We start from the raw sequence: 24,201 nt of genomic DNA, 5'->3' as shown, positions 1-24,201 counted from the left end.
GGTTGTGGCCCATGATGAAAGCCGCAGACCTCCCCGACACGATTCCCGTCTTTCCGCTGCCCGGCGCGCTGCTGCTGCCCCGGGCGCGGTTGCCGTTGCACATCTTCGAGCCGCGCTACCTGCAGATGCTTGAGGATGCCATGAAAACCCGCGGGCGGCTGATCGGCATGATCCAGCCGCGCGACGTGCCGGGGTCGGGCGAAAAGCGCCTGCAGGCGATCGGCTGCGCCGGACGGCTGACCGGTTTTTCCGAGACCGAGGACGGGCGCTACATGGTCACGCTGTCGGGCATCTCGCGCTTCCGGGTGCTGACCGAGGTCCAGGGCTTTTCGCCCTATCGCCGCTGCACGGTGGACTGGGCGCCGTTCGGACGCGATCTGGGCGGGGCCGAGGAAGACCCCGGCTTTCGCCGCGCCATGTTCCTCGACCAGTTGGGACGCTATTTCGAAGCGATGGAACTTTCGACCGACTGGGGCAGCCTGAAGGAGGCCGAGGTCGAACTGCTGATCAACTCGCTGTCGATGCTGTGCCCGTTCGAACCCGAGGACAAGCAGGCGCTGCTGGAAGCGCCCTCGCTTTCGACTCGGCGCGAGACGCTGGTGACGCTGATCGAATTCGCGCTGCGCGGCGGCTCTGGTGAAGAGATGATGCAATGACCGACCCGAACGTTCCCGCCCTGACCGTGGCCGCGCCGACGGTGGCGGGAACGACCGTCATCGACCGCCGGATGCTGGAAGCTCTGGTCTGCCCGTTGACCGAGGCCATGCTGAGCTACGATGCCGAGCGTCACGAACTGGTGTCGAAGGCGGCGGGACTGGCCTTCCCGATCCGCGACGGGATTCCGATCATGGTGGTGTCGGAAGCCCGCCAGCTGGACTGAGGCGGCACTGCGGGGAAGGCGGCTGCGTGGGTATTTTTTCCAAGAAGAAACCGGCAGGGGCGCCGGGATTGCGGGTCAGATCTGCTGGCCCGCCAGCAGTCTGGGCAGGTCGCCGGTCAGCCCGGCCGCCTGGCGAATGAAGCGGCGGCGCAGGCCGGGGACGGCGTTCACCAGGCCAAGGCCGAGGTCACGCCCGGCGCGCAGGATCGGGTTGTCGTTGGAAAACAGCCGGTTGACGGTATCCATCCCCAGCGCCAGCGCCGTGGCGTCGAACCGGCGCCACTGCTGGTAACGGTCGAGCACATCCACCGCGCCGATGTCTTCGCCGCGCCGCGCCGCCTCTATCACCACCTGCGCCAGCGCACCCACGTCGCGCAGGCCAAGGTTCAGCCCCTGCCCCGCGATGGGGTGGACGCCATGCGCCGCATCGCCCACCAGTGCGAGGCGGGGAGCCACGAAGCTGTTGGCCAGTGTGAGGTTCAGCGGATAGGTGAAGCGCGCGCCGGCCAGGGAAATCTCGCCCAGGAAGTCGCCGAAGCGTGGGCGCAGCGCCGCCAGATACTGATCGTCGGGCAGCGCCTGGATCGCGGCGGCGGTCGTATCGGATTCGCTCCACACGATGGAACAGAAGTTGCCGGGCAGCGGCAGGATGGCCAGCGGCCCGGCCGGCATGAAGAACTGGTGCGCGATGCCGTGATGCGGCTTTTCATGCGCCACGGCGGTGACAAGAGCAGTCTGCCCATAGCCCCAGCCGGTGCGCTTGATGCCCGCGCGCTGGGCCACGCCGCTGCTGCGCCCGTCGCAGCCGACCAGCAGCCGACCGGTCAGCACCCGGCCCGAGGCCAGCGTGATGCTGACGCCGCCAGCCGCCACCTCTTGCGCCACCACGGTTTCGCCCGACAGCAGGGTGATGCGCGGTTCGGCCTGCATCGCGGCAAGGAAGGCGCCGTAAAGGTAGCGGTCCTCCAGCATGAAGCCCATCGGGCCTTCCTCGATTTCCGCCGCGTCGAAGGTCAGGAAGAACGGCGCGGGCCCCTGACCCGCCCGCCCGTCGCTGGCCTTGATCTGGAGGATCGGCTGCGATCTTTCAGCGACGGCGCGCCAGATGCCCAGCACTGTCAGCAGCCGCTTGGAGGCGATGGCCAGCGCATAGGCGCGGCCGTCGAAGCCGGTTTCGGCGCGGGCCGGGGCGGGGCGGGAATCGATCACCGTGACCGACAGGCCGCCCTGCGCCAGTGCCAGCGCCAGCGCCGGGCCGTTCAGGCCGCCCCCGGCAATCAGGATGTCTGCATCATGTTTCATGAGCCTCAATATGGCCTTGTCTGCGGGATTGTCCATAAGGGCCGGGGCCGCTACCGTCTGGCAAACGGCAAAGGGGATGGTGATGGGCGGCAACTGGCTGTGGATGACGGCGGGCGATCTGGGGCGCGGCATCGGGGCCGGAAAGATCCACCCGGTGGAACTGACCGAGGCGTTTCTCGACGCCATCGCCGCCCACCCCGACGCCGCCCGGATCTATGCCCGCACCACGCCGCGCCGGGCACGGTCGATGGCGATGGCGGCTGCGGGGCGGGCCAAGGCGGGCACGCGGATCGGGCTTCTGGACGGGGTGCCGCTGTCGTGGAAGGACCTGTTCGACGCGGCGGGCGCCGCGACCGAGGCCGGGTCGGCGCTGCTGAAGGGCCGGGTGCCCGACCGCGATGCCGAGGTGCTGGAGACCGCCACCGCGCAGGGGCTGGTGTGTCTGGGCAAGACCCACATGTCGGAACTGGCCTTCTCGGGGCTGGGGCTGAACCCGGTGACCGCCACGCCGCCCTGCGTCAACGACCCGAAGGCCGTGCCCGGCGGGTCGTCGTCGGGGGCGGCGGCATCGGTGGCCTTCGGGCTGGCCCCGGCGGCGATCGGGTCCGACACCGGCGGGTCGGTGCGGATTCCCGCGGCGTGGAACGACCTTGTCGGGCTGAAGACCACGGCGGGCCGGGTATCGCTGAAGGGCGTGGTGCCGCTGTGCGAGACGTTCGATACCGTCGGCCCGCTGGCGCGTTCGGTCGAGGATTGCGCGCTGCTGCTGGCGGCGCTGGAAGGCGGGCGGGCGGCCGATCTGGGCGGGGCAACGCTGGCGGGGGCGCGGCTTCTGGTGCTGGAAACCGTAGCGCTGGACGATCTGCGCGACGGCCCGGCCCGGGGCTTTGACGATGCGGTGGCGCGGCTGGCGGCGGCGGGGGCGCGGGTCGAGCGGGGCACGGTGCCCGAGGTCACCGAAGCCATGGCGCTGGCCGGGATTCTGTTCACCGCCGAGGCTTACGGGATCTGGGCACCCACCATCGAGGCCGCCCCCGACCTGATGTTCCCCCGCATCCTTGAGCGATTCCGCTCGGGTGCGAGCGTGCGGGCCTGCGACCATGTGGCGGGCTGGCGCAGGCTGCACGCGCTGCGCGCGATCTGGGCGGAAAAGACCGCCGCATATGACGCGGTGATCCTGCCGACCTCTCCGATTCTGCCGCCGGATGCGGCGCGGCTTCTGGCGGATGACGATTACCATGTCACCGAAAACCTGCTGGCATTGCGCAACACCCGGGTCGGCAACATGTTCGGGCTTTGCGTGCTGACCCTGCCGACCGGGCAGCCTTCGTGCGGCATCAGCCTGATGGCGGCACCGGGGGCGGAGGAGCGGCTGCTGCGGCTGGGTGTCGCGGCAGAGCGCGCGCTGGGCTGAGGGCCCAAAAGCCACAATCGTCCGCCCCAAGTCTCGATTCATGCTGCGTTTTTCTGGACCGGGCGGCAGGGACCGACTATCGTGGACAAAACGGGGCGAAACGACCCCGATGATGAGGCAGTCAATGGTGTTTCCCGAGCGGTTTTCGAACTTGCCTGATTACGCATTTCCGCGCCTGCGGAAGCTGCTGGACGCGCACGCGCCCGGCGGCGAGGCCATTTCGATGACGATAGGCGAGCCGCGCCACCCGATGCCCGATTTCGTCGGCCCGGTGCTGGCGGCGAATCTGGACGGTTTCGCGGTCTATCCGCCGAACGACGGCACGCCGGAACTGCTGGCGGCGATTTCCGGCTGGCTGGGGCGGCGCTATGGCGTCGAGGTCGGTCAGGACCGGATCATGGTGCTGAACGGCACCCGCGAGGGGCTGTTCAATGCGGCCGTGGCGCTCTGCGTCGAGGAAAAGCATGGCCAGCGCCCGGTGGTGCTGATGCCGAACCCGTTCTATCAGGTCTATGCCGTGGCGGCGCTGGCGATGGGGGCCGAGCCGGTCTATGTGCCCGCCACCGCCGCGACGGGCTTTCTGCCCGACTATGCGTCGCTCGACCCTGCGCTGCTCGACCGGGTGGCGATTGCCTACCTCTGCTCGCCCGGCAACCCGCAGGGGGCGGTGGCCTCGGCCGACTACTGGGCCGACCTGCTGGCGCTGGCGGAAAAGCACGATTTCGCGGTGTTCGCAGACGAATGCTATTCCGACATCTGGCGCCGAACCGCGCCGACCGGGGTATTGCAGGTGGCGGCGGCGCGGGGGGCGGACCCCGAGCGGGTCTATACCTTCCACTCGCTGTCGAAACGGTCGAACCTGCCCGGCCTGCGCTCGGGCTTCGTGGCGGGCGGTCCCGAAGGCATCGCCCGCATCCGCCAACTGCGCGCCTTTGCCGGGGCGCCCCTGCCGCTGCCGATCCAGCGCGTGTCGGAGGCAGCGTGGAACGACGAGGCGCATGTGGCGGCCAGCCGCGCGCTCTATCAGGAAAAGTTCGATCTGGCCGACCGGGTGTTTGCCGGGATGCAGGGCTATCTTGCCCCCGAGGGCGGGTTCTTCCTGTGGCTGCCGGTGCCTGACGGCGAGGCGGCGGCCCTGAAACTGTGGCGCGAGACGGGGGTGCGGGTGCTGCCCGGCGCCTACCTTTCGCGCGATGTCGCGGGCGACAACCCCGGCGCGGGATACATAAGGGTCGCCCTGGTGGCCCCAAAAGACGAAATGCAGCGCGGGCTGATCCGGCTTCGCGACTGCCTATACGGGTGAGGACGGCAAGACATGGCATCCTATCAGATCAGGCAGCGCGATCCGCTTCTGGACCAGAACATGCAGGCGGTGCTTGAACGCCGGGGGCGCGAGCTGCTGGGCATGGGGCTGCTGGCGCTGGCGCTGTGCTTTGCGCTGCTGCTGGGCAGCTATACCCCCGACGATCCGGGCTGGATGGTGGCGACCGATCAGGAAGCGCAGAACCTGCTCGGCCGGTTCGGCGCGGCGGTGGCCTCGACGCTGATGATCATCGGCGGCAAGGGGGTCTGGGGCATTCCGGTCGTGCTGGCCGCCTGGGGCGTGCGCTATGTCACGCACCGCGGCGAGGACCGTGCGCTGAGCCGGGTGGTCTTTGCCGTGATCGCGGTGGCGCTGGCCTCGGTCTATGCCGCAACCCATGTGCCGGGGGCGGCGTGGCCGCATTCCTTTGGCCTCGGCGGGCTGTTCGGCGACACCGTGCTGGGGGCTGCGCTGGGCGTGGCCCCGGTGCAGGCCGGGTTCGGGCTGAAGATCATGTCGCTGATGTCGGGCGCGGCGCTGGTGGCGATGGGGCTGTTCGTCACCGGCTTCGACGGCCGCGAGCTGCGCGGCATCGGGCGGTTTCTGCTGGTCGGGCTGGTCGTCACCTATGCCGCTGCGATGAAACTCGCGGGGCAAGGGGCCACTGGCACCGCCCGCGCCGCCGCCACCTTGCAGGACGGGCTGCGCACCCGCGCCATCGCGGCGCTTGAGGCGCGGGCCGCCCGCACCTCGGCCCCGGCGTTCGAGCCGGCGCCCGGCTTTGCCGCCGCCCCCGCCAGCCGCGCAGGCAACCGCGCCGCCGCCCCAGCCCCCGCCCCCGTCGTGGCCGAGCCCCGCCGCAGCGTCCTGCGCCGGGCCGCCGAACCCCCGGTTGCCGCCCCGGCGGCCCCCGATCCGGCAGGCTTTGGCCGCCCCGTCAACCTGCGCGCCGAGCCGCGCTACCCCGACGCGGACCCCCAGCCCGCGCCGCGCGAAAAGCTTGGCCTGCTGGCCCGGATGCCGGGCCTGATGCGCCGCGTCGTGGAACCCGAACTGGTAGAGCCCGGTCTGTCGGCCCACGCCTATGACGCCAACCTGCCCAGCGAAGACCGCATCAAGGCCCGCATCAACGACGTGATCCGGTCGCGCGTGCGCAATGGCTCGGCCCTTGCCACGCCGATGTCGGTCATCCAGGCCGCCGTGGCGCGGCGCGAACCCCCCGTGGCCCGGCTGCGCGGCCCGCAGCCGCTGATTGCCGACACGCGGCGCGGCGTGCCCATGGCACTGCCGCCCGAACCGCCCGTGGTCGCCCCGGCCCCGGTTGCGGCCCCGCGCAGCATGACCCCGGTGCTGACCGCCACCCGCGCCGCCACCCCGCCGCTGGCCGCCCTTCAGGCCACGGGTGCGGTGCTGTCGCGTGTGGCGCAACCGCCCCTGCGCGCGCCGCAGCCGCAGGTCTGGGCCGACGAGGATGACGAAGGTCTGACCGAAGACGTGGCCGACGCCGCCGACCTGACCGACATCGACGACAGCTACCGCGCCGATGTCGGCCCGCCCTACGGCATCGAGGAAGACGAACCCGACTACGACCCGACCCCGGTCCTGCCGCGCCCGATGCTGGCCGCGGAACCCCGGCGCGTCGTGCAGACTGCCGCGCGCAAGCCCGTGCCCCTGTCGCGCAAGGCCGCGCAAGAGGCGCAACCGCGGCTCAAGTTCGAGGAACCGGCACCGGTGCCCGCCTACGAACTGCCGCCGCTCAACCTGCTGTCGAACCCGGCCACGATCCAGCGCCACCAGCTTTCCGAAGAGGCGCTGGAAGAAAACGCCCGGATGCTGGAAAACGTGCTGGATGACTACGGGGTGAAGGGCGAAATCGTCAGCGTCCGCCCCGGTCCGGTGGTCACGATGTATGAACTTGAGCCCGCTCCGGGGCTGAAGGCCAGCCGGGTGATCGGCCTTGCCGACGACATTGCGCGGTCCATGTCGGCGCTGTCGGCGCGCGTGTCCACCGTGCCGGGCCGCACCGTGATCGGGATCGAACTGCCCAACGTCACCCGCGAAAAGGTGGTGCTGCGCGAGATCCTGTCCGCCCGCGACTTCGGTGATTCTGCCATGCGCCTGCCGCTGGCGCTGGGCAAGGACATCGGCGGCGAACCCATTGTCGCCAACCTCGCCAAGATGCCCCACCTGCTGATCGCCGGGACCACCGGCTCGGGCAAGTCGGTCGCGATCAACACCATGATCCTGTCGCTGCTCTACAAGCTGTCGCCCGAGGAATGCCGCCTGATCATGATCGACCCCAAGATGCTGGAACTTTCCGTCTATGACGGCATCCCGCACCTGCTGTCGCCGGTGGTCACCGACCCGAAGAAGGCGGTTGTCGCCCTGAAATGGGTCGTGGCCGAAATGGAGGAACGCTACCGCAAGATGTCGCGCATGGGTGTGCGCAACATCGAAGGCTACAACGGCCGGGTGCGCGAGGCGATTGCGCGCGGCGAGCTGTTCAAGCGCACCATCCAGACCGGCTTTGACGACGACACCGGCGAACCCGTGTTCGAGACCGACGAGTTCCAGCCCGTCACCATTCCCTACATCGTGGTGGTGGTGGACGAGATGGCCGACCTGATGATGGTCGCGGGCAAGGAAATCGAGGCCTGCATCCAGCGGCTGGCGCAGATGGCCCGCGCCTCCGGCATCCACCTTATCATGGCGACGCAGCGGCCTTCGGTCGATGTGATCACCGGCACCATCAAGGCCAACTTCCCGACCCGGATCAGCTTTCAGGTCACCTCAAAGATCGACAGCCGCACCATCCTGGGCGAACAGGGGGCCGAGCAGCTTCTGGGAATGGGCGACATGCTCTACATGGCGGGCGGCGCCAAGATCACCCGGATTCACGGCCCCTTCGTCAGCGATGAAGAGGTCGAGGAAATCGTGAACCACCTGAAATCCTACGGCCCGCCCACCTACATGTCGGGTGTCGTCGAAGGCGTCGATGACGACAAGGCCGACGACATCGACCTGGTGCTGGGGCTTGGCGGCGACAGTGCCGACGATTCGCTTTACGATCAGGCGGTGGCCGTGGTGGCCAAGGACCGCAAGTGCTCGACCTCCTACATCCAGCGCAAGCTGGGCATCGGCTACAACAAGGCCGCGCGGCTGGTGGAACAGATGGAGGAAAACCACGTCGTCACCACCGCCAACCACGTCGGCAAGCGCGAGATCCTGCTGCCGGAACAGTGACGGGCAACAATGTTCGGGGCATCGCTGCCTTGTGATGCGGGCGGGGGTGCGGCGCGGCGCGGGAAGGCTTATGTTCAGGGGATGAAAATGTTCCGCTTCCTTCTGGCCCCGGTGGCCGCCCTCGCCCTCGCGCTGCCCGCAGCGGCCGAGAAGATCCCCCTGTCGGCCCTGTCGGGTTACCTGAACGGGCTGACCACGGCGCAGGCCGACTTCACGCAGGTGAACGCCGACGGCACCATCACCACCGGCCGGCTGTTCATCAAGCGCCCGGGCCGGGTGCGGTTCGAATACGCCCCGCCCGACCGCAGTCTGGTGATGGCGGGCGGCGGTCAGGTGGCGATCTTCGACGCCAAGTCGAACCAGCCGCCGGAACAATACCCGCTGAAGCGCACGCCGTTGAACCTGATCCTCGACGCTAGGGTCGATCTTGGTCGGGCGAAGATGGTCGTGGGGCACCGCGAGGATGGCACCACCACCCGCGTCATGGCGCAAGACCCCGAGTTCCCCGAATACGGCACGATCGAACTGGTGTTCACCGCCAACCCGACCGAGCTGCGGCAATGGGTGATCACCGACGACGCGGGCGGCCAGACCACGGTGATCCTGGGCGACATGACCAAGGGCGGCGACCTGCCGCCGTCGCTTTTCAGCATCACCAACGAGACCGACAAGCGGGTGAAGTGACCGGCCTGCGGTCGGCGGGTGACGTGACCGGCCTGCGGCCTAGCGGCCGCAGGAGCCCAGTTGCGCTCGGTATCTTTCCGACCGGGCCGCCACCTTGTCGGCCACATCCACCAGCCAGCTTTTCGCGTTGTAGCTGCCGTTGGCAAAGCCGGTGCGCCCTTCGTGATAGGCCAGATACTGGTTGCGCGCATCGGTGCGCGCGATGCCCAGCCGCTCTGTCGACGCGTTCATGTACCAGCCCATGAAATCGGTGGCATCCTCGATCCGGTCGCGCTTGGCGCTGCGGCGGCGTTCCTCTTCCTGGTATTCCTCCCACGTCCCGTCCAGCGCCTGGCTGTAGCCATAGGCCGAGCTTTGCCGCCCCATCGGGATGATGCCCAGCGCAAAGCGGTGCGGCGTGCGGGCGTTTCCGATGAATTTCGATTCCTGATGAATCGTAGCCATCTGAACATGCACCGGGATGCCCCATTTCCGCTCGGTCGATTTCATTGCGCGGAAATAGGTCGGGCGTTCGCGCACGATGCTGCACGCGTTGTCCAGATCACGAGGCGCCGAAAAATTGCCACCCCCGCAGGATGCGAGGAACAACAACAGGATCGACGCACGGAGAAGTCTGCTCATTCGCCCCTCGTACGTTTGTTTTCCGCCACGTTAGGGCAAAACCACGGCCGGGGAAATGGGGCAGGGACGGTCCGGCGATCAGAACTCCGAGAGCGTGCCTTCGCGGCACGCGTTCCCGGGTTGACAGACTGTCGGCCCCGGCGTCACAGACTGTTTCGCCGCGACGACAACCTGTCAGATGGACAAGACCCGTCACAACATATTATCAACCATGCTCGGGGGACTCGACATGATGCTCAAGAGCCAGGCCAAATACCACCTCGGGCAGGTGCTGCGCCATCGCAAGCACCCCTTCCGGGGCGTGGTGTTCGATGTCGATGCCATGTTTTCCAATACCGAGGAATGGTATCACGCCATCCCCGAGGAAAGCCGCCCGTCGAAGGACCAGCCATTCTACCACCTGCTGGCCGAAAACGACCAAAGCTATTACGTCGCCTACGTCTCGGAACAGAACCTTGTGCCCGACGACACCGGCGAGCCGGTCGACCACCCCGACCTCGGCGACCTGTTCGGCGATTTCGAGGATGGGCGCTACCCGTTGCAGTTCCAGCTGAACTGAGCGGCGCCCACCCCGAACGGCCCTAGTAGCCCAGCGCGCAGCCGTCCTTGCGCGGGTCCGATGCCCCCTGCAACACGCCCGTATCCTCGATCAGGATCGCCTGTGCCCCGCCGATCGGTTCTTCGGGTTCTGCCACCGCATGGCCCATCTCGGCCAGCCGCGCAGCCACCGCCGGGGCATAGCCGCGTTCGACCTTCATGCCCTCGGGCCCGGCAAAGCAGCGCGGCGCGTCGATGGCGGCCTGCGGGTCCAGCCCGAAGTCCACCATGTTGGTCACGAAGCGCGCATGGCCGCAGGGCTGGTAGGCCCCGCCCATCACGCCGAACGGCATCGTCACCCGGCCGTTCTGGCGCAGCATCCCCGGAATGATGGTGTGCATCGGCCGCTTGCCGCCCGCCGCCTCGTTCGGGTGCCCTTCGGTCAGAACGAATCCCGCACCGCGGTTCTGGAAGTTCACCCCGAACTTCGCCGAGGCAAGGCCCGACCCGAAGGCGTGATAGACCGAATAGATCAGCGAAACCGCCATCCGGTCACGGTCCACCACCGTCAGATAGATGGTGTCGCGGTGCACGGCCTCTGTCAGCTGTGCCGCCGCAGCCATCGCGCGCTGCGGGTCGATCAGCGCCGCCAGACGCCGCGCGGTTTCGGGCGCCAGCATGTGCGCGATCCGAGTCGTGTGGTCGGCGTCGGCGATGATGCGGTTGCGCGCATCATAGGCCAGCTTGGCCGCCTCGGCCTCCAGATGCGCCCGGTCGGCACCGAACGGGTCCAGCGACGCCAGGTCGAACTCTGCCAGGATGTTCAGCATCAGGATCGCGGTCGCGCCCTGACCGTTCGGCGGATGCTCGACCAGCTCGATCCCCCGGTAGGTCCCCGCGACCGGATCGGTGTAGGTGCAGGCGGTGGCCGCGAAATCCTCCATCGTGTGGCTGCCGCCCAGCGCCTGAAGCGAGGCCACCATGTCTTCCGCTACCTCGCCCCCGTAGAACCCGGCGCGGCCCTCTGCCGCGATGCGCCGCAGCACCTCGGCCTGGCCGGGGGCGCGGAAGGTCTGGCCGGGGGTGGGGGCCTGCCCGTCCAGCAGGTAGCAGCGGCGCGCATCGCCCTGCAATTGCGGGGCCGCGGCCGCCCAGTCGAACGCGGTGCGCGGTGCCACCGGCACGCCCTCGTCGGCATAGCGGATCGCCGGGGCCAGCGCAGCGGCCAGCCCCAGCCGCCCCCAGTCTGCCGACAGCCGGCAGAAGGCGTCAACCGCCCCCGGCACCGTCACCGCCTCGGGGGCATAAAGCGGCACCGCCGCCAGGCCCCGCTCGCGCATCGCCGCCGCCGAAAGGCCCGCGGGCGCGCGCCCCGACCCGTTCAGCGCCACGACCCGCTCCTCCCCCGCCGGTTTCAGCAGCACGAAACAGTCGCCGCCGATCCCGGTCATCTGCGGCTCGCAGATTCCCAGCAGCACGGCACCCGCAATCGCGGCATCGACCGCATTGCCGCCCGCCTGCAACGTGTCGATGGCGACCTTGGCCGCCAGCGGATGCGACGTGGCGCACATGCCGTTGCTGGCAAAAACGGCCGACCGGCCGGGTAGCTGGAAGTCGCGCATTCTATGTCTCCCTGGTTTCGACGCGATCCTATGGGGCGCGCCCCCGATTTCCAAGCACTTGCGTGTCGGCCCTGCATCCTGCCCCGCCACGTCGCCCCGCCACGCCTTCGGGAAGGAAGCCGCTTCCCATCTCCCGGCAGGTTCGCCGCGCCCGGCGGGTCGGCCCGCAACCCCGCCGCGCCCACCCCATTGCCAGAACGCACGGCATCGCCCTGTCGATGGCGCGGTGCCGCACCGGCCCGGCCCATGGCCCGCATGGCCGGCCTCTTTCAACAGACCATGCAGCACGACCGGGGGCGCGTGCGTGCCTTCCCGGGGCGCGCGCCGCGGGTCGGCGGGGGCAGACCGGCGGGCGGGGCCTTCCCTCCGGCGCATCGGAACGGGCAGCCCCATGCCTGCGCCAGCCGGCCCGAAACCGATCATCGCTGCGGGCAGAGGAACCCGCCCGCCGCCCCGGCGTTGTGACTGCATGACCGTTCTGGCGGCTTGGTCCCCGTGTCTGCGAAAGAGGTTTCCCATGTCGGTCGAAAAGTTCTGGAAAGAAATGGAAGGCGTGCACTCCGCCATGCTGGCCGTAGGCAATGCCCGCCACGTGCCGATGTCGCCCTACGCCCGCAAGGCCGACGGGGCCATCTGGTTCATCACCGCGCAGGGTACCGGCATTGTCGATGAAGTGACCCGCGGCGAGGCCGATGCATCGCTGATCGTGACCGGCGAAAGCAACATCCATGCCCGCATCGAGGGTTCTGCCACGTTGGTGACCGACCGTGCCAAGCTCGAGGAGCTCTGGAACCCGATCGCCGGCAGCTGGTTCGACAGCATCGACGATCCCGACATCCGTCTGGTCAGGATGGTCCCGAAGTCGGGCGAGGTCTGGCTGACCTCGGGCGCCCTCGGCTTTGCCTTCGAACTGGTGAAGTCGAAGATCACCGGCGACCAGCCCGACATGGGCGACCACTTTGCCCTGACATTCTGACGCCCGCCCCGGAAGGCGTGATCACCCCGAGGCCGCGCCTTCCGCCACCACCAGCGCCAACCTGCCACGAAAGCCGCCCCACACGCAGGACAGCGCCGAACCGGAACCGCCCCCGGGGCACCGATTCTCCGCCCCCATCAGCCAGGCTCCAGCGGCCCAGGTCAGCCACCCGCCAGCAATATCTCGCCCCGGTCACCCACCCGCCAGCGCCCCTCGCCCGGAAATCGTGGTCCGTCGAAACCCGCGCCTTCCGCCGACAACCAGCGCCAACCCGCCACGGAGGCCGCCCCCACGCGCGGGACAGCGCCGAACCGAACCCGGGCGCCGCCCCTCCGCCCACCTCAGCCACGCGCCAGCGGCCGCCCGCCCCAAGCATCAGGCCCCGGAGCGCCCGGTGTCCAGCCGAAAGCTCAGCCGGTTGCAGCCATCGACCCGGTCGTAGTTCAGATCGCGCGACAGGCTGCGAATCAGGTGCCAGCCAAAGCCGCCTTCCGGCAACGTGTCCTCCGGCCCGATCGGCGGCAACGACCCGTCCGGCGGGTGTCCGCCCGGCATCGGATGACCGAAATCGACGATCCGGCAATCCAGCCCGGTCGGCTGCAATGACAGCGTCACCTCGATCTCGCCATGGCTGTTGGCATAGGCATGTTCGACGATGTTGTTCAGAGCCTCGGCCAGCACGATCTGCGCGGTGCTGCGGTCGTCCTCCGGCATGGTGCGCAGCAGCAGGGTGTCGAACAGCGTCCGCAGCGCCGCCCGCACGGCCAGAGGGTCAGACGGGATGACGATCCGGGTCGGCCCCTCCTGCGCCCCGCCGGTGCCGCCGGGTGCCATGCCCCCCCGTCCACCCGCCCGGCCTCCGCCCGCTGCCGGTTCAGACGGCATCCCGCAGCCCCTCCGGCACGGCGGGGTGGATGGTAAAGACCGAATCCATCCGCGTCAGCCGGAACACCTTTTCCACCGTCGGCGAGAGCCCTGCCAGTTCCAGCTTCCGCACCGGCCCCAGCAGCTTCATCACCGCGACCACCGCCCCCAGCCCCGAACTGTCGAGGAACGCCACGCGCGAAAGGTCCAGGATCACCCGTGGGGCGGGATGCTGGGTAATCTCGCGCATCCGGTCCTTGAACTGGATGGCCCCCGCCGCGTCGATCCGGTCCTCCATCGCGCGCACGATCAGGATGTCGCCGCGCGGCTCTGCCACAAGTTGCATGTTTCCCGTCCTCTGTCTGACCATGGCTTTGCAGAGTAGGGCGCAGGCGTTACCATCCGGTAACCGTCACAGCAAAGGAAACGGGATGCAGGATGTGGTGATCGTGGGCGCGTCGCGCACGGCAATGGGCGGGTTTCAGGGCGTGTTCGCCGGGCTTCCGGCGGCCGATCTCGGCGGTGCGGCGATTCGCGCCGCATTGGGGCCGCTCGATGCGGCGCAGGTCGAAGAACTGCTGATGGGCTGCGTGCTGCCCGCAGGCCAGGGGCAGGCCCCCGCGCGGCAGGCGGGCTTTGCCGCCGGCCTTGGCGAAGGCGTCCCCGCCACCACGCTGAACAAGATGTGCGGCTCGGGCATGATGGCGGCAATGCTGGCACATGACCGGATCGCGCTGGGGGCCACCGGGCTGCTGGTGGCGGGCGGCATGGAAAGCATGACCAACGCGCCCTACCTGCTGCCCAGACTGCGCGGCGGCGCGCGGCTCGGCCATGCCCAGGCGCTCGACCACATGTTCCTCGACGGGCTGGAGGATGCCTATGACAAGGGCCGCCTGATGGGCACCTTTGCCGAAGATTGCGCCGCCGAATTCGGCTTCAGCCGCGAAGCGCAGGATGCCTACGCGCTGGCCTCGCTGCAACGCGCGCTCGACGCCCAGGCCTCGGGGGCCTTTGCCGCCGAAATCGCCCCCGTCACCGTCAAGACCCGTGCCGGAGAGACGACCGTCACCACCGACGAACAGCCCGCCACCGCACGGCCCGAAAAGATCCCCGGCCTGAAACCCGCCTTCCGCGCGGGCGGCACGGTCACGGCCGCCAATTCCTCCTCGATCTCCGACGGGGCGGCGGCGCTGGTGCTTGCCTCGGCCGCCACGGCCGCAGCGTCCGGCCTGACGGTCCGCGCCCGGATCGCAGGCCACGCCAGCCACGCCCAGGCCCCGGCCCGCTTTCCCACCGCCCCGATCCCGGCCGCCCGCAAGCTGCTGGACCGCCTCGGCTGGCCCGCCGCCAGCGTCGACCTGTGGGAGGTGAACGAGGCCTTCGCCGTCGTCCCGATGGCCTTCATCCAGGATCTCGCCCTCCCCCACGACCGCGTGAACGTCAACGGCGGCGCCTGCGCGCTGGGCCACCCCATCGGCGCCAGCGGCGCGCGCATCATCGTCACCCTGCTGCACGCGCTGGAGAGCCGCGGCCTGAAACGCGGCATCGCCACCATCTGCATCGGCGGCGGCGAAGGCACAGCCATCGCGATCGAAAGACCCTGAGCCCGGAGCCTGTCGGAACCAGAACAAACCGAATTGGTCCCGGAACCCTTTCCCTTTCTCCTTTGCCCAAATATCCTCGGGGGGTCCGGGGGCAGAAAGCCCCCCGGCCTTCCCGCCAGAAAGCCCTTCCATGCCCCCCGATCAGACCCAACCCGACCATCCCCAACCCGCCCAGCCCCAACCCGACTACCCCGACCTCGCCGCCCGGATCGCCGCCCTCTGCCACGGCGAAACCGATACCGTCGCCCTGATGGCCACCGTCGCGTGCGAGTTGCATCACAGCCACCCTCTGTCGGACTGGACCGGGTTCTACCGCGTCACGGCGCCCGATCTGTTGAAGATCGGCCCCTATCAGGGGGGCCACGGCTGCCTGGTGATTCCCTTCGCACGCGGCGTCTGCGGCGCCGTGGCGCGCACGCGCACCGCGCTCGTCGTCCCCGATGTCGATGCCTTCCCCGACCATATCGCCTGCGCCTCCACCACCCGGTCCGAACTGGTGCTGCCGGTGCTGAACGGCGAGGGCCGCCTGCTGGGCGTGCTCGATCTCGACAGCAACACCCCCGCCGCCTTCACCGACCACGACGCGGCAGAGCTTGCCGCCATTCTGGCCGAAACCTTCCGCCATGCAGGATGATTCCATCCCCGGCAGCTGCCTTTGTGGCGCGGTCGCGTTTCAGGTCACCGGCCCGCTGCGCCCGGTCGTCGCCTGCCACTGCACGCAATGCCGCAAGACTTCCGGTCATTTCTGGGCCGCCAGCTCGGTGCCGCTCGGCGCCTTCCGCCTGACCCGTGACGCGGGGCTGCGATGGTTCCGCGCCTCGCCCACCGCCCGCCGAGGCTTCTGCGGCAAGTGCGGCGCGTCCCTGTTCTGGCAGCCCGACGGCGAAGACCGCATCAGCTTCGCCCCCGCTGCGCTCGACGCCCCCACCGGGCTGCACGGCGTCGAACACATCTTCACCGAAGACGCGGGCGACTATTACGCCCCCGAAGGCCCGCCGCCGCCGCCCGCCGCGAAGCCCGAAACCCTGCACGCGGCCTGCCTCTGCCGGGCCAACCGCTTTTCACTGCCGGGTCCGGCGGGCACCATCACTGCCTGCCATTGCAGCCAGTGCCGCAAGACCTCGGGCCATTTCTCCGCCTCGTTCGACGCCGAAGAGGCGCAATTGACATGGGAGTCACGCGACGCCCTGGCCGAATGCGCCAGCCCGAACGGCGGCCGACGCGGCTTCTGCACCGCCTGCGGCTCCAGCCTGTATTTCCGGGCGGCCGACGGCGCCTTCTCGGCCGAGGCCGGGGCGATCGACGGCCCGACCGGCGGCCGCCTCGCCAACCACATCTTCACCGCCGACAAGGGCGACCATTACCGGATCGACGACGGCCTGCCGCAATCGCCGGGCGCTTGACCCCCAGGCCGACACGGCCGCCGGCCATCCGCCCGCGCCGCCCGCCACCCCGACCCAAGAGTTTCGCAAAAACTCTTGCAAAATCCTTCAAAGGATTTTGGGCTCCCGGTGCCGCCGCCACCCCCGCCGCCAAGGGCCTGCCGCCCCGCCCTGTCAGGAACGGCGGCAAAAGGTTTACAGAACCTTGATGCCCCCAATAAATTATCGGCAAAGCAATGGCTTGAACCGATTTTCACGCGTGAAAGAAGTCCGGTCGCGGCCCGCCGCTCGCCTCCCGCCGCTCGCCTCCCGCCGCCACACCCGAAACCCGCGCTTGCACTTTCATCCGCCACCGCAGATGTTGCAGCATCTTTTTCCGGGATGCCCGATGATCGACCTCCTGCTCGCCATGCCGCCGCAACAGTTCTTCGCCTTTCTCGTCGGCGGGCTCGTCGTCAATTTCGCCCCCGGCGCCGACATGATCTTCGCCACGGCCTGCGGCATCCAGGGCGGCCCCAGGGTCGGCGCGATGGCGGGGTTCGGGGCGGGGGTCGGCGTGCTCTGGCACATCACCCTCGCCGCCCTCGGGGTCTCGGCCCTGATCGCCGCCCACCCCGCCGCGCTTGATGCGGTCCGCTGGATCGGGGCCGGATATCTGCTCTGGCTGGCGGTGAAATCCTGGCGTGCCGGGGGCACGCTGGCGCCCGGCAGCGGCACCCCGTCGGCCGCCCGTGCCTTCCGGCGCGGCATCCTGTCGAACGTGCTGAACCCGAAGCCGGTGCTGTTCATCCTGGCCTTCCTGCCGCAGTTCATCGATCCCGCGCTCGGACCGGTCTGGCAGCAGATCGTCGCGTTGGGCTGCCTGTTCGCCTTTACCGGTGCCCTGGTGACGGCGGGTTACGGCGTGCTGGCGGGTTACGCCGGGCGGGCGCTGGGCGCGCGGATGGGTGCCCTCAACAAACTCGCCGCGCTGCTGTTCGGCGGCCTTGCCGCGAAACTGGTGCTCGACTGAACGCCAGTCCATGGCGCCACCCGCCGGGGCCGTGTTGTGGTGGAGATTTCCTGGCGGGGCCTCCTCGCACGCAGTCAACATTTCGCTTGTGGATCAGGCCCGAGGCCGGCAGCGCCCAGAGCAGCGGGGCACGGTTTCCCCGCAGGACAGCATGATCTGGCGCGTTTCGTATCCGCGCGGTCGTGGCGGCCTTCGACCGCCATTCGGCCGCCTAGCCGTCCTCGGTCCCGATACGGGCGCGCGGCAAGCGCACCGTCCTCGTGCCAACCGCGCCGGTCAGCGGCCGCTCGCGGTGCCCGTGACGATGGTCCCTGGCCCTCCCGTCGCCGCGACCGCCGCGCATGTGGCCGCGCAATCCGGCAGACTCCTTTCCGAAGATCGTTTCGATCGTCGGGCGGACGCTCGCCCGCATTCGGTCCCTGATCGGGCCTGACCCCGGCGCGTCGGGCGGTGGCTGAAGGGCCCTGCTGTCGGAAACCGCAGTCAAGGCGCTCGGGCCGGCCTTCGGACCGATGGCAGGACGACCCTCCGTCTCTCTGGCGGTCGCCGCCGGTCGGGTGGTGCCAACTCTCCTGGAGACTGCGCCGCCATCCGGTTTCCACCACTTCCGCGACACGACCCCCGCTGAAAGCCGACGACGGTTCCTCGGCCTTCGTTGCGACCCGCACCCTGCCCCGCTCGCTCGGCGGCGAAACCTGCGCCTTGGCCGCCGCCCCGGCTTGCGCTATGCCCCGCGCATGACCGAGTTTACCTATACCCCACCCGATGTGCCCCTGCGGCTGATCCATCACGACGCGCAGCTCGTGCTGGTGGACAAGCCCGCGGGCTTGCTGTCGGTGCCCGGCAAGGGCGAGGAAAAGGCCGATTGCCTGATCGAGCGCCTTCGCGGCGTCTTTCCCGAGATACTGCTGGTGCACCGCCTGGACCTTGACACCTCTGGCGTCATGGTCTTCGCCCTGACCCGCAGCGCGCAGGCAGCCCTCGGCCAGCAGTTCGAGAAACGCCAGACCCGGAAGATCTACCTCGCCCGTCTCTGGGGTCGGCTTGAACCGACGGAGGGCAGGGTCGACCTGCCGCTGACCGTCGACTGGCCCAACCGCCCGCGCCAGCACGTCAACCACGAGACCGGCCGCGCTGCGGTCACCGACTGGCGGGTGGTGAAATACCTGCCCAGGGAAACCCGGGTGCGGCTGATGCCGCAGACCGGGCGCAGCCACCAGTTGCGGGTCCACATGGCCGAGACCGGCCACCCGATCCTTGGTGATCCGCTTTATGCCGAAGGCCCGGCCCGCGAATTCCCCCGGTTGATGCTTCATGCCGAAAGCCTGCGCATCCGTCACCCCGAAAGCGGCAAGAGCATCACCTACTCCTCCCCCTGCCCGTTCTGACCCCCGTTCATCTTTGCATAAATATCCCCGCCGGAGGCACCCGCCGCCGACCATGGCAGAAGCGGCGGGCGGCGCGACCAAGGATTTTCCGGGAAAATCCTTGCAAAATCCTTTGCAAGGATTTTGTCTCAACGCCCGACCTGCAGCCTGAAGTCAGGCGTTGCAAGCATGAAGGCGCGAGGCAGGGCAGCTACCCGGCGGCGCTGTCCCACCCGGAAATCGCCTTGACCTCGAGAAACTCCTCGATGCCCCAGGTGCCGCCCTCGCGGGCGCGGCCCGAGGATTTCACGCCGCCGAACGGTGCGCCTGCGCTGCGTGACTTGCCGTTCATCTCGACCATGCCGGAGCGCAGGGCGCGGGCGAGGCGGTTGCGGCGGGGGCCGTCGGCGGACTGGACGTAGTTGGTCAGGCCGTAGGGAGTGTTGTTGGCGATGGCTACCGCCTCGGCCTCGGTGTCGAAGGGCAGGATGCAGAGCACCGGGCCGAAGATCTCCTCGGCCTCGATGGTCATGCCGGGCACGACATCGGCAAAGACCGTGGGCTTGACATAGAAGCCACGGTTGAAGCCATCGGGCAGACCCGGCCCGCCCGCCACCAGACGCGCGCCCTCGTCGATGCCGGTCTGGATGTAGCCCTGAATCTGGTCCCACTGGCGCTTGTTCACCACCGGGCCGATGTGGCGGCCGGGTTCATGCGCCGAGCCGACCCGGATCGACGCGGCAACCTCGGCCGCGATGGTCACCGCGCGGTCGTAGGCCGGGCGTTCGACCAGCATCCGCGACGGCGCGTTGCACGACTGGCCAGAGTTGTTCATCATGTGGCGCACGCCGCGTTCCACCGCCCTGTCGTCGGCATCGGCGAAGATCAGGTTGGCGCCCTTGCCGCCCAGTTCCAGCGCCACCCGCTTCAGCGTTTGCGCCGCCGCCGCCGAAATCGCCTTGCCCGCCCGGGTGGAGCCGGTGAAGGAGATCATCTCGACATCGGGGTGGCTGGAGAGCCGGGTGCCGACCCCCGCGCCGTCGCCGTTCACCAGATTGAAGACGCCCGCGGGCAACCCTGCGTCATGCACGAATTCCGCGAACAGCAGCGACGACAGCGGCGATTCTTCCGAAGGTTTCAGCACGCAGGTGCAGCCCGCCAGCAGCGCCGGAATCACCTTGAGGGTGACCTGGTTCATCGGCCAGTTCCACGGCGTGATCAGCCCGACGACGCCGATCGGTTCCAGCGCGATGCGGTCGTTCGGGGCGTGCGGGCCAAGCGGGCGGACCCACTCGATCTGCTCGAAGGCGGTGAGGAAATTCTTCAGGTGCCACGGCAGGCAGGGCGCCTGGCTGTCGCGCGCCATGTCGATCGGGGCGCCCATTTCGAGGCTGATCGCGGCGGCCATTTCGTCGGCGCGGGCTTCATGTTGCGCAAGGATCGCGCGCACGAATCCGGCGCGGGTGGCGGGCGGCGTGGCGGCCCATGCGGGAAAGGCGGCATGGGCGGCGGCAACGGCGGCGTCGGCATCGGCGGCCGACCCGAGGCTGATCACGGCGCAGGGGTCTTCGGTCGACGGGTCGATCACCACGCAATCCTGCGGCGTGACCGGGGCGACCCAGCGGCCGTTGATGTAGAAGTCGCGTTTTTCAATCATGGTGCTGATCCTGCTCGGGCGGGCGGCGGGTTTGCCTGACGGCGCCGGGGCCCCGCGTGACGGCCAAGTCTAGCAGGGCCCGACCCTGACGCCAGCCCGGTTGCGACGCTGCATGGCGCAAAGGCCCATCCTGTGTGCCGTCGGCCTGATGCGGGTTCGTCGGCCAGTGCCGGCGTTGGCGGCAGGTCCGGATTCAGGCGGCGCGCTTGGTGTGCAGAACGACGCGGGCCCCCAGCGGGACCATGTCGTAAAGCGCCGACACATGTTCGTTGACCAGCCGGACGCAACCGTTCGAGACGGCAGAGCCGACCGTCCACGGTTCGGGCGTGCCGTGGATGCGCAGGAAGGTATCGCCGCGCACCTCGTCGAACAGGTAGATCGCGCGGGCGCCCAGCGGGTTGGTTGGCCCGCCCGGCATCCCGTCGGCGTATTTCGCGTAGTGGCCGGGGTCGCGGGCGATCATTTCCCTGGTCGGCGTCCAGCTTGGCCATTCCTTCTTGGCGCCGACGTGAAACACGCCCGGCAGGTAAAGGTCGCCGCGCCCCACGCCCACGGCAAAGCGGATCGCCTTGTCGCCTTCCAGTGTCCAGTAAAGCGCGAAGCTGTTGGGGTCCACGTGCAGCTCGAAAGGGTCAAGCCTGGTGCCGAGGCGGACGATGCGCGGCAGGTGTTCTTCGGGCAGCACCCACCCTTCGGGGGCAGCAGCGGCAAGCGGGCGGCCGACAAGCGGCGTGGCGGCCAGCGCGGCAAGGCCGGTCGTCACGAACTGGCGGCGGGTGGGGGCAAGGGAAAAGGGCATTGGGCCAACCTTCGGTCAAGATGAGACAACAGGATTTGATGAATCTTCGATTCGGGCCAGTGCCGAAGGCGAAGGCTGCGACCGGGTGATGCAATGGTGATGCAAAAAGGCCCCGGCGTTACCGCCGGGGCCCCAGGATGTGCGGTGCGAGGCCTTACGCTTCGGCTTCGCTTTGCGCTTTTTCGCTGATCTCCAGCCCGGTTTCCTGATCGACCATCTTCATGCCGAGCCGGACCTTGCCGCGATCATCGAAGCCCAGCAGCTTGACTTTCACTTCCTGGCCTTCCTTCAGGTATTCGTTCGGGTGCTGCAGGCGCTTGGACGCGATCTGCGACACATGCACCAGACCGTCGCGCTTGCCGAAGAAGTTCACGAAGGCGCCGAAATCGACCAGCTTCACCACGCGGCCGGTGTAGACCTTGCCTTCTTCCGGCTCGGCCACGATCGACCAGATCATGTCGTAGGCGCGCTTGATCGCGTTCGCGTCGTTCGAGGCGATCTTGATCATGCCGTCGTCGTTGATGTCGACCTTGGCGCCCGACAGTTCCACGATCTCGCGGATGACCTTGCCGCCCGAGCCGATCACTTCACGGATCTTGTCGGTCGGGATGGTCAGCGTTTCGATCTTGGGGGCGTATTCGCTGAAGGCCTGCGCCTGGGTCAGCGCCTTGGCCATCTCGCCCAGGATGTGCAGGCGGCCGTCTTTCGCCTGCGCCAGCGCCTGTTCCATGATCGCGGGGGTGATGCCCGCAATCTTGATGTCCATCTGCAGCGAGGTGATGCCGTTCGCCGTGCCGGCCACCTTGAAGTCCATGTCGCCGAGGTGATCCTCGTCGCCAAGGATGTCAGTCAGCACGGCATAGCGGCCGTCGTCTTCCAGGATCAGGCCCATCGCCACGCCAGCGACCGGAGCCTTCAGCGGCACGCCAGCATCCATCATCGACAGCGAGCCGCCGCAGACGGAAGCCATCGACGAGGAACCGTTGGATTCGGTGATCTCGGACACGACGCGGATGGTGTAGGGGAAGTCGGTCGCGGCGGGCAGCACGGCTTGCAAGGCGCGCCATGCCAGCTTGCCGTGGCCGATCTCGCGGCGGCCGGGGGGGCCGAAGCGGCCGACTTCACCGACCGAGTAGGGCGGGAAGTTGTAGTGCAGCAGGAAGTTCGAACGCGAATTGCCGTGCAGCGCGTCGATGATCTGCTCATCCTCGCCAGTGCCCAGCGTGGTGATCACGAGGCCCTGGGTTTCGCCGCGGGTGAACAGCGCCGAGCCGTGGGTCCGCGGCAGGATGCCGGTTTCCGACACGATCGGGCGGACGGTTTTCGTATCCCGCCCGTCGATGCGCGCGCCGCCGTTGATGATGTCGCCGCGCAGGATCGAGGATTCCAGCTTCTTGAAGCAGGAGCCCAGATTTTCGTTGGCAAGGTCTTCGGCCGACAGGGCGGCTTTCACGGTGTCGCGGACGGCGTCGATGGCGTTGGTGCGCGCCTGCTTGTCCTTGATCGCGAAGGCGGCCCGCATCGCGGTCTCGCCCGCAGCCTTGACCGATGCGTAAAGGCCCGAATAGTCGGCGGGCTGGAAGTCGAACGGCTCTTTCGCGCAATCTTCCGCGAAGTCGAGGATCAGGTCGATCACCGGCTGCATCGCGTCATGGCCGAACTTCACCGCGCCCAGCATCTCGTCTTCCGAAAGCTCATAGGCTTCGGATTCCACCATCATCACGGCGTCTTTGGTGCCGGCCACGACCAGATCCAGCCGCTGGGCCGGGTTGTCGCGCAGCTTCTGCATGTCTTCGACATCGGGGTTCAGGACATAGGCGCCCTGGGTGAAGCCGACGCGGGCAGCGGCGATCGGGCCCATGAAGGGCACGCCGGAAATGGTCAGCGCGGCCGAGGCCGCGATCATGGCAAGAATGTCGGGTTCATTGACCAGATCGTGCGACAGCACGGTGACGATCAGCAGAACCTCGTTCTTGAACCCATCGACGAACAGCGGGCGGATCGGACGGTCGATCAGCCGCGAGGTCAGGGTTTCTTTCTCGGAAGGACGCGCCTCGCGCTTGAAGAAGCCGCCGGGCACTTTGCCGGCCGCGTAGTAGCGTTCCTGATAATGCACGGTCAGGGGGAAGAAATCCTGCCCCGGTTTGGCCGACTTCGCGAAGGTGACGTTGGCCATGACGCTGGTTTCGCCCAGAGTGGCGATCACCGAACCGTCGGCCTGACGGGCGACCTTGCCCGTTTCCAGCGTCAGCGTCTCGTCGCCCCACTGGATGGATTTTTTCGTAACGTTGAACATCTGCGTTCCTATGTTGGCCGGAGGACCCTCCACCCGGCCTGATTGCGTACGGGCCGTATTGCCCGTGGCCCCGTCTCTTTTCCGCTACCCGCACCATGGAGCCCGGTGGCAAGGGCCGTTCCCCGGTCATTCCGGGGGTGAAAAGACAGTCGAAATGCTGTCGCGCCCCCGGGGTTTCCCCCGGAGGCGCGGCGTGTCGTCAGCGACGCAGGCCCAGACGCGCGATCAGCGCGGTGTAGCGGCCTTCGTCCTTGCCCTTGAGATAGTCCAGCAGCTTGCGGCGCTGTGCCACCATCATCAGCAACCCACGGCGGGAATGGTTGTCCTTCTTGTGGGTCTTGAAGTGTTCGGTCAGCGTGGCAATCCGCGAGGACAGGATGGCGACCTGGACTTCGGGCGAGCCGGTGTCCTTTTCCTTGGTCGCGTATTCGCTGATCAGGCGGGCTTTTTCTTCGACGGTGATCGACATCGGAATCTCCTTGGAGTTGAGTGTGACGGCACGAGCCGGGATGTCGTCCAGCAGGGCCCTTGTGCAGGCTCCGCCAACTGCGGCAGATGCGCGCGTATAGGGGAAATTGGCCGAAAAGGGAAGCGGCATTTCCCGTTTGCCCCGGCAGCGGGCGGGCAGATCGTGCGAC

Annotated in this window: 22 protein-coding genes; 13 read left to right on the top strand and 9 right to left on the bottom strand. The window is 68.4% G+C overall.

All coding sequences use genetic code 11. From position 1 onward, the window contains the following. Positions 1 to 11: 11 nt before the first annotated feature. Positions 12 to 656, top strand: a complete 645-nt coding sequence (locus tag RNZ50_20590) for an LON peptidase substrate-binding domain-containing protein (protein MDT8857392.1) — start codon at positions 12 to 14, stop codon at positions 654 to 656. Positions 657 to 697: 41 nt separating this feature from the next. Beyond that, positions 698 to 880, top strand: coding sequence for a Trm112 family protein (locus RNZ50_20585; GenBank protein ID MDT8857391.1), 183 nt, complete (start codon positions 698 to 700; stop codon positions 878 to 880). 75 nt (positions 881 to 955) lie between these two features. On the opposite strand, the gene RNZ50_20580 is transcribed toward RNZ50_20585, so the two are convergent. Then, the gene (locus tag RNZ50_20580) at positions 956 to 2,182 is read right to left on the bottom strand and encodes an FAD-dependent monooxygenase (protein MDT8857390.1); all 1,227 of its coding nucleotides are present in this window, start codon (positions 2,180 to 2,182) and stop codon (positions 956 to 958) included. Positions 2,183 to 2,264: 82 nt separating this feature from the next. Between RNZ50_20580 and RNZ50_20575 the strand changes: the two genes are divergently transcribed. From RNZ50_20575 to RNZ50_20560, 4 genes are all read left to right on the top strand, one after another. Then, positions 2,265 to 3,596 carry an amidase family protein gene (locus RNZ50_20575; GenBank protein ID MDT8857389.1) on the top strand — a complete coding sequence of 444 codons (1,332 nt, stop codon included), beginning with the start codon at positions 2,265 to 2,267 and terminating at the stop codon, positions 3,594 to 3,596. Between the two features lie 124 nt (positions 3,597 to 3,720). Further along, entirely contained in the window at positions 3,721 to 4,899 is a 1,179-nt protein-coding gene (locus RNZ50_20570; GenBank protein ID MDT8857388.1) for an aminotransferase class I/II-fold pyridoxal phosphate-dependent enzyme, read from the top strand. Positions 4,900 to 4,911: 12 nt separating this feature from the next. Beyond that, entirely contained in the window at positions 4,912 to 8,142 is a 3,231-nt protein-coding gene (locus tag RNZ50_20565) for a DNA translocase FtsK (GenBank protein MDT8857387.1), read from the top strand. 81 nt (positions 8,143 to 8,223) lie between these two features. After that, on the top strand, positions 8,224 to 8,826 hold the full coding sequence (locus tag RNZ50_20560) for an outer membrane lipoprotein carrier protein LolA (GenBank protein MDT8857386.1): 603 nt from the start codon (positions 8,224 to 8,226) through the stop codon (positions 8,824 to 8,826). A 39-nt stretch (positions 8,827 to 8,865) separates the two neighbouring features. Here RNZ50_20560 and RNZ50_20555 read toward each other — a convergent pair whose 3' ends face one another. Continuing rightward, positions 8,866 to 9,447 carry a lytic transglycosylase gene (locus tag RNZ50_20555; GenBank protein ID MDT8857385.1) on the bottom strand — a complete coding sequence of 194 codons (582 nt, stop codon included), beginning with the start codon at positions 9,445 to 9,447 and terminating at the stop codon, positions 8,866 to 8,868. A gap of 232 nt (positions 9,448 to 9,679) precedes the next feature. Here RNZ50_20555 and hspQ point away from each other — a divergent pair, with 232 nt between their 5' ends. Then, the gene (gene hspQ / locus RNZ50_20550) at positions 9,680 to 10,006 is read left to right on the top strand and encodes a heat shock protein HspQ (GenBank protein ID MDT8857384.1); all 327 of its coding nucleotides are present in this window, start codon (positions 9,680 to 9,682) and stop codon (positions 10,004 to 10,006) included. Positions 10,007 to 10,028: 22 nt separating this feature from the next. On the opposite strand, the gene RNZ50_20545 is transcribed toward hspQ, so the two are convergent. Beyond that, positions 10,029 to 11,606 carry a gamma-glutamyltransferase family protein gene (locus RNZ50_20545; GenBank protein MDT8857383.1) on the bottom strand — a complete coding sequence of 526 codons (1,578 nt, stop codon included), beginning with the start codon at positions 11,604 to 11,606 and terminating at the stop codon, positions 10,029 to 10,031. A 517-nt stretch (positions 11,607 to 12,123) separates the two neighbouring features. Here RNZ50_20545 and RNZ50_20540 point away from each other — a divergent pair. Further along, positions 12,124 to 12,582, top strand: a complete 459-nt coding sequence (locus RNZ50_20540) for a pyridoxamine 5'-phosphate oxidase family protein (protein MDT8857382.1) — start codon at positions 12,124 to 12,126, stop codon at positions 12,580 to 12,582. A gap of 375 nt (positions 12,583 to 12,957) precedes the next feature. Here RNZ50_20540 and RNZ50_20535 read toward each other — a convergent pair whose 3' ends face one another. Together RNZ50_20535 and RNZ50_20530 are read right to left on the bottom strand one after the other, a co-directional pair. After that, positions 12,958 to 13,416: an ATP-binding protein gene (locus tag RNZ50_20535; protein MDT8857381.1), complete on the bottom strand. Its 459-nt coding sequence runs from the start codon at positions 13,414 to 13,416 to the stop codon at positions 12,958 to 12,960. A 40-nt stretch (positions 13,417 to 13,456) separates the two neighbouring features. After that, entirely contained in the window at positions 13,457 to 13,792 is a 336-nt protein-coding gene (locus tag RNZ50_20530) for an STAS domain-containing protein (GenBank protein ID MDT8857380.1), read from the bottom strand. A gap of 85 nt (positions 13,793 to 13,877) precedes the next feature. Between RNZ50_20530 and RNZ50_20525 the strand changes: the two genes are divergently transcribed. The 5 genes from RNZ50_20525 (at position 13,878) to RNZ50_20505 (ending at position 18,832) form a co-directional block, all read left to right on the top strand. Further along, positions 13,878 to 15,050, top strand: coding sequence for an acetyl-CoA C-acyltransferase (locus tag RNZ50_20525; protein ID MDT8857379.1), 1,173 nt, complete (start codon positions 13,878 to 13,880; stop codon positions 15,048 to 15,050). A 130-nt stretch (positions 15,051 to 15,180) separates the two neighbouring features. Beyond that, positions 15,181 to 15,684 carry a GAF domain-containing protein gene (locus RNZ50_20520; GenBank protein ID MDT8857378.1) on the top strand — a complete coding sequence of 168 codons (504 nt, stop codon included), beginning with the start codon at positions 15,181 to 15,183 and terminating at the stop codon, positions 15,682 to 15,684. Beyond that, positions 15,674 to 16,453 carry a GFA family protein gene (locus RNZ50_20515; protein ID MDT8857377.1) on the top strand — a complete coding sequence of 260 codons (780 nt, stop codon included), beginning with the start codon at positions 15,674 to 15,676 and terminating at the stop codon, positions 16,451 to 16,453. The genes RNZ50_20520 and RNZ50_20515 overlap by 11 nt, the downstream gene beginning before the upstream one ends. Before the next feature lie 367 nt (positions 16,454 to 16,820). Beyond that, positions 16,821 to 17,444, top strand: coding sequence for a LysE family translocator (locus tag RNZ50_20510; GenBank protein MDT8857376.1), 624 nt, complete (start codon positions 16,821 to 16,823; stop codon positions 17,442 to 17,444). 737 nt (positions 17,445 to 18,181) lie between these two features. After that, the gene (locus RNZ50_20505) at positions 18,182 to 18,832 is read left to right on the top strand and encodes a pseudouridine synthase (GenBank protein ID MDT8857375.1); all 651 of its coding nucleotides are present in this window, start codon (positions 18,182 to 18,184) and stop codon (positions 18,830 to 18,832) included. 190 nt (positions 18,833 to 19,022) lie between these two features. Here the strand turns inward: RNZ50_20505 and RNZ50_20500 are convergent, their stop codons facing one another. The 4 genes from RNZ50_20500 to rpsO form a co-directional block, all read right to left on the bottom strand. Beyond that, complete coding sequence (locus tag RNZ50_20500; protein ID MDT8857374.1) at positions 19,023 to 20,468, bottom strand: aldehyde dehydrogenase family protein; 1,446 nt, start codon at positions 20,466 to 20,468, stop codon at positions 19,023 to 19,025. Between the two features lie 193 nt (positions 20,469 to 20,661). Beyond that, entirely contained in the window at positions 20,662 to 21,267 is a 606-nt protein-coding gene (locus tag RNZ50_20495) for a L,D-transpeptidase (GenBank protein MDT8857373.1), read from the bottom strand. A gap of 154 nt (positions 21,268 to 21,421) precedes the next feature. Beyond that, the gene (pnp, locus tag RNZ50_20490) at positions 21,422 to 23,563 is read right to left on the bottom strand and encodes a polyribonucleotide nucleotidyltransferase (GenBank protein ID MDT8857372.1); all 2,142 of its coding nucleotides are present in this window, start codon (positions 23,561 to 23,563) and stop codon (positions 21,422 to 21,424) included. 199 nt (positions 23,564 to 23,762) lie between these two features. Further along, positions 23,763 to 24,032: a 30S ribosomal protein S15 gene (rpsO, locus tag RNZ50_20485; GenBank protein ID MDT8857371.1), complete on the bottom strand. Its 270-nt coding sequence runs from the start codon at positions 24,030 to 24,032 to the stop codon at positions 23,763 to 23,765. Positions 24,033 to 24,201: the final 169 nt, after the last annotated feature.

Source organism: Paracoccaceae bacterium Fryx2 (assembly GCA_032334235.1).
GTDB lineage: Bacteria > Pseudomonadota > Alphaproteobacteria > Rhodobacterales > Rhodobacteraceae > JAVSGI01.
Note: the sequence above shows the minus strand (reverse complement) of the source record. Positions and strands in the feature narration are given on the sequence as shown.

What these genes read in the sequence shown, in the direction of transcription:
- RNZ50_20590 (MDT8857392.1), top strand. Translation starts at nt 12, where the DNA reads ATGATGAAAGCCGCAGACCTCCCCGACACGATTCCCGTCTTTCCGCTG.
- RNZ50_20580 (MDT8857390.1), bottom strand. Translation starts at nt 2,182, where the DNA reads ATGAAACATGATGCAGACATCCTGATTGCCGGGGGCGGCCTGAACGGC.
- RNZ50_20575 (MDT8857389.1), top strand. Translation starts at nt 2,265, where the DNA reads ATGGGCGGCAACTGGCTGTGGATGACGGCGGGCGATCTGGGGCGCGGC.
- RNZ50_20570 (MDT8857388.1), top strand. Translation starts at nt 3,721, where the DNA reads ATGGTGTTTCCCGAGCGGTTTTCGAACTTGCCTGATTACGCATTTCCG.
- RNZ50_20565 (MDT8857387.1), top strand. Translation starts at nt 4,912, where the DNA reads ATGGCATCCTATCAGATCAGGCAGCGCGATCCGCTTCTGGACCAGAAC.
- RNZ50_20560 (MDT8857386.1), top strand. Translation starts at nt 8,224, where the DNA reads ATGAAAATGTTCCGCTTCCTTCTGGCCCCGGTGGCCGCCCTCGCCCTC.
- RNZ50_20555 (MDT8857385.1), bottom strand. Translation starts at nt 9,447, where the DNA reads ATGAGCAGACTTCTCCGTGCGTCGATCCTGTTGTTGTTCCTCGCATCC.
- hspQ (MDT8857384.1), top strand. Translation starts at nt 9,680, where the DNA reads ATGCTCAAGAGCCAGGCCAAATACCACCTCGGGCAGGTGCTGCGCCAT.
- RNZ50_20545 (MDT8857383.1), bottom strand. Translation starts at nt 11,606, where the DNA reads ATGCGCGACTTCCAGCTACCCGGCCGGTCGGCCGTTTTTGCCAGCAAC.
- RNZ50_20540 (MDT8857382.1), top strand. Translation starts at nt 12,124, where the DNA reads ATGTCGGTCGAAAAGTTCTGGAAAGAAATGGAAGGCGTGCACTCCGCC.
- RNZ50_20535 (MDT8857381.1), bottom strand. Translation starts at nt 13,416, where the DNA reads ATGGCACCCGGCGGCACCGGCGGGGCGCAGGAGGGGCCGACCCGGATC.
- RNZ50_20530 (MDT8857380.1), bottom strand. Translation starts at nt 13,792, where the DNA reads ATGCAACTTGTGGCAGAGCCGCGCGGCGACATCCTGATCGTGCGCGCG.
- RNZ50_20525 (MDT8857379.1), top strand. Translation starts at nt 13,878, where the DNA reads ATGCAGGATGTGGTGATCGTGGGCGCGTCGCGCACGGCAATGGGCGGG.
- RNZ50_20520 (MDT8857378.1), top strand. Translation starts at nt 15,181, where the DNA reads ATGCCCCCCGATCAGACCCAACCCGACCATCCCCAACCCGCCCAGCCC.
- RNZ50_20515 (MDT8857377.1), top strand. Translation starts at nt 15,674, where the DNA reads ATGCAGGATGATTCCATCCCCGGCAGCTGCCTTTGTGGCGCGGTCGCG.
- RNZ50_20510 (MDT8857376.1), top strand. Translation starts at nt 16,821, where the DNA reads ATGATCGACCTCCTGCTCGCCATGCCGCCGCAACAGTTCTTCGCCTTT.
- RNZ50_20505 (MDT8857375.1), top strand. Translation starts at nt 18,182, where the DNA reads ATGACCGAGTTTACCTATACCCCACCCGATGTGCCCCTGCGGCTGATC.
- RNZ50_20500 (MDT8857374.1), bottom strand. Translation starts at nt 20,468, where the DNA reads ATGATTGAAAAACGCGACTTCTACATCAACGGCCGCTGGGTCGCCCCG.
- RNZ50_20495 (MDT8857373.1), bottom strand. Translation starts at nt 21,267, where the DNA reads ATGCCCTTTTCCCTTGCCCCCACCCGCCGCCAGTTCGTGACGACCGGC.
- pnp (MDT8857372.1), bottom strand. Translation starts at nt 23,563, where the DNA reads ATGTTCAACGTTACGAAAAAATCCATCCAGTGGGGCGACGAGACGCTG.
- rpsO (MDT8857371.1), bottom strand. Translation starts at nt 24,032, where the DNA reads ATGTCGATCACCGTCGAAGAAAAAGCCCGCCTGATCAGCGAATACGCG.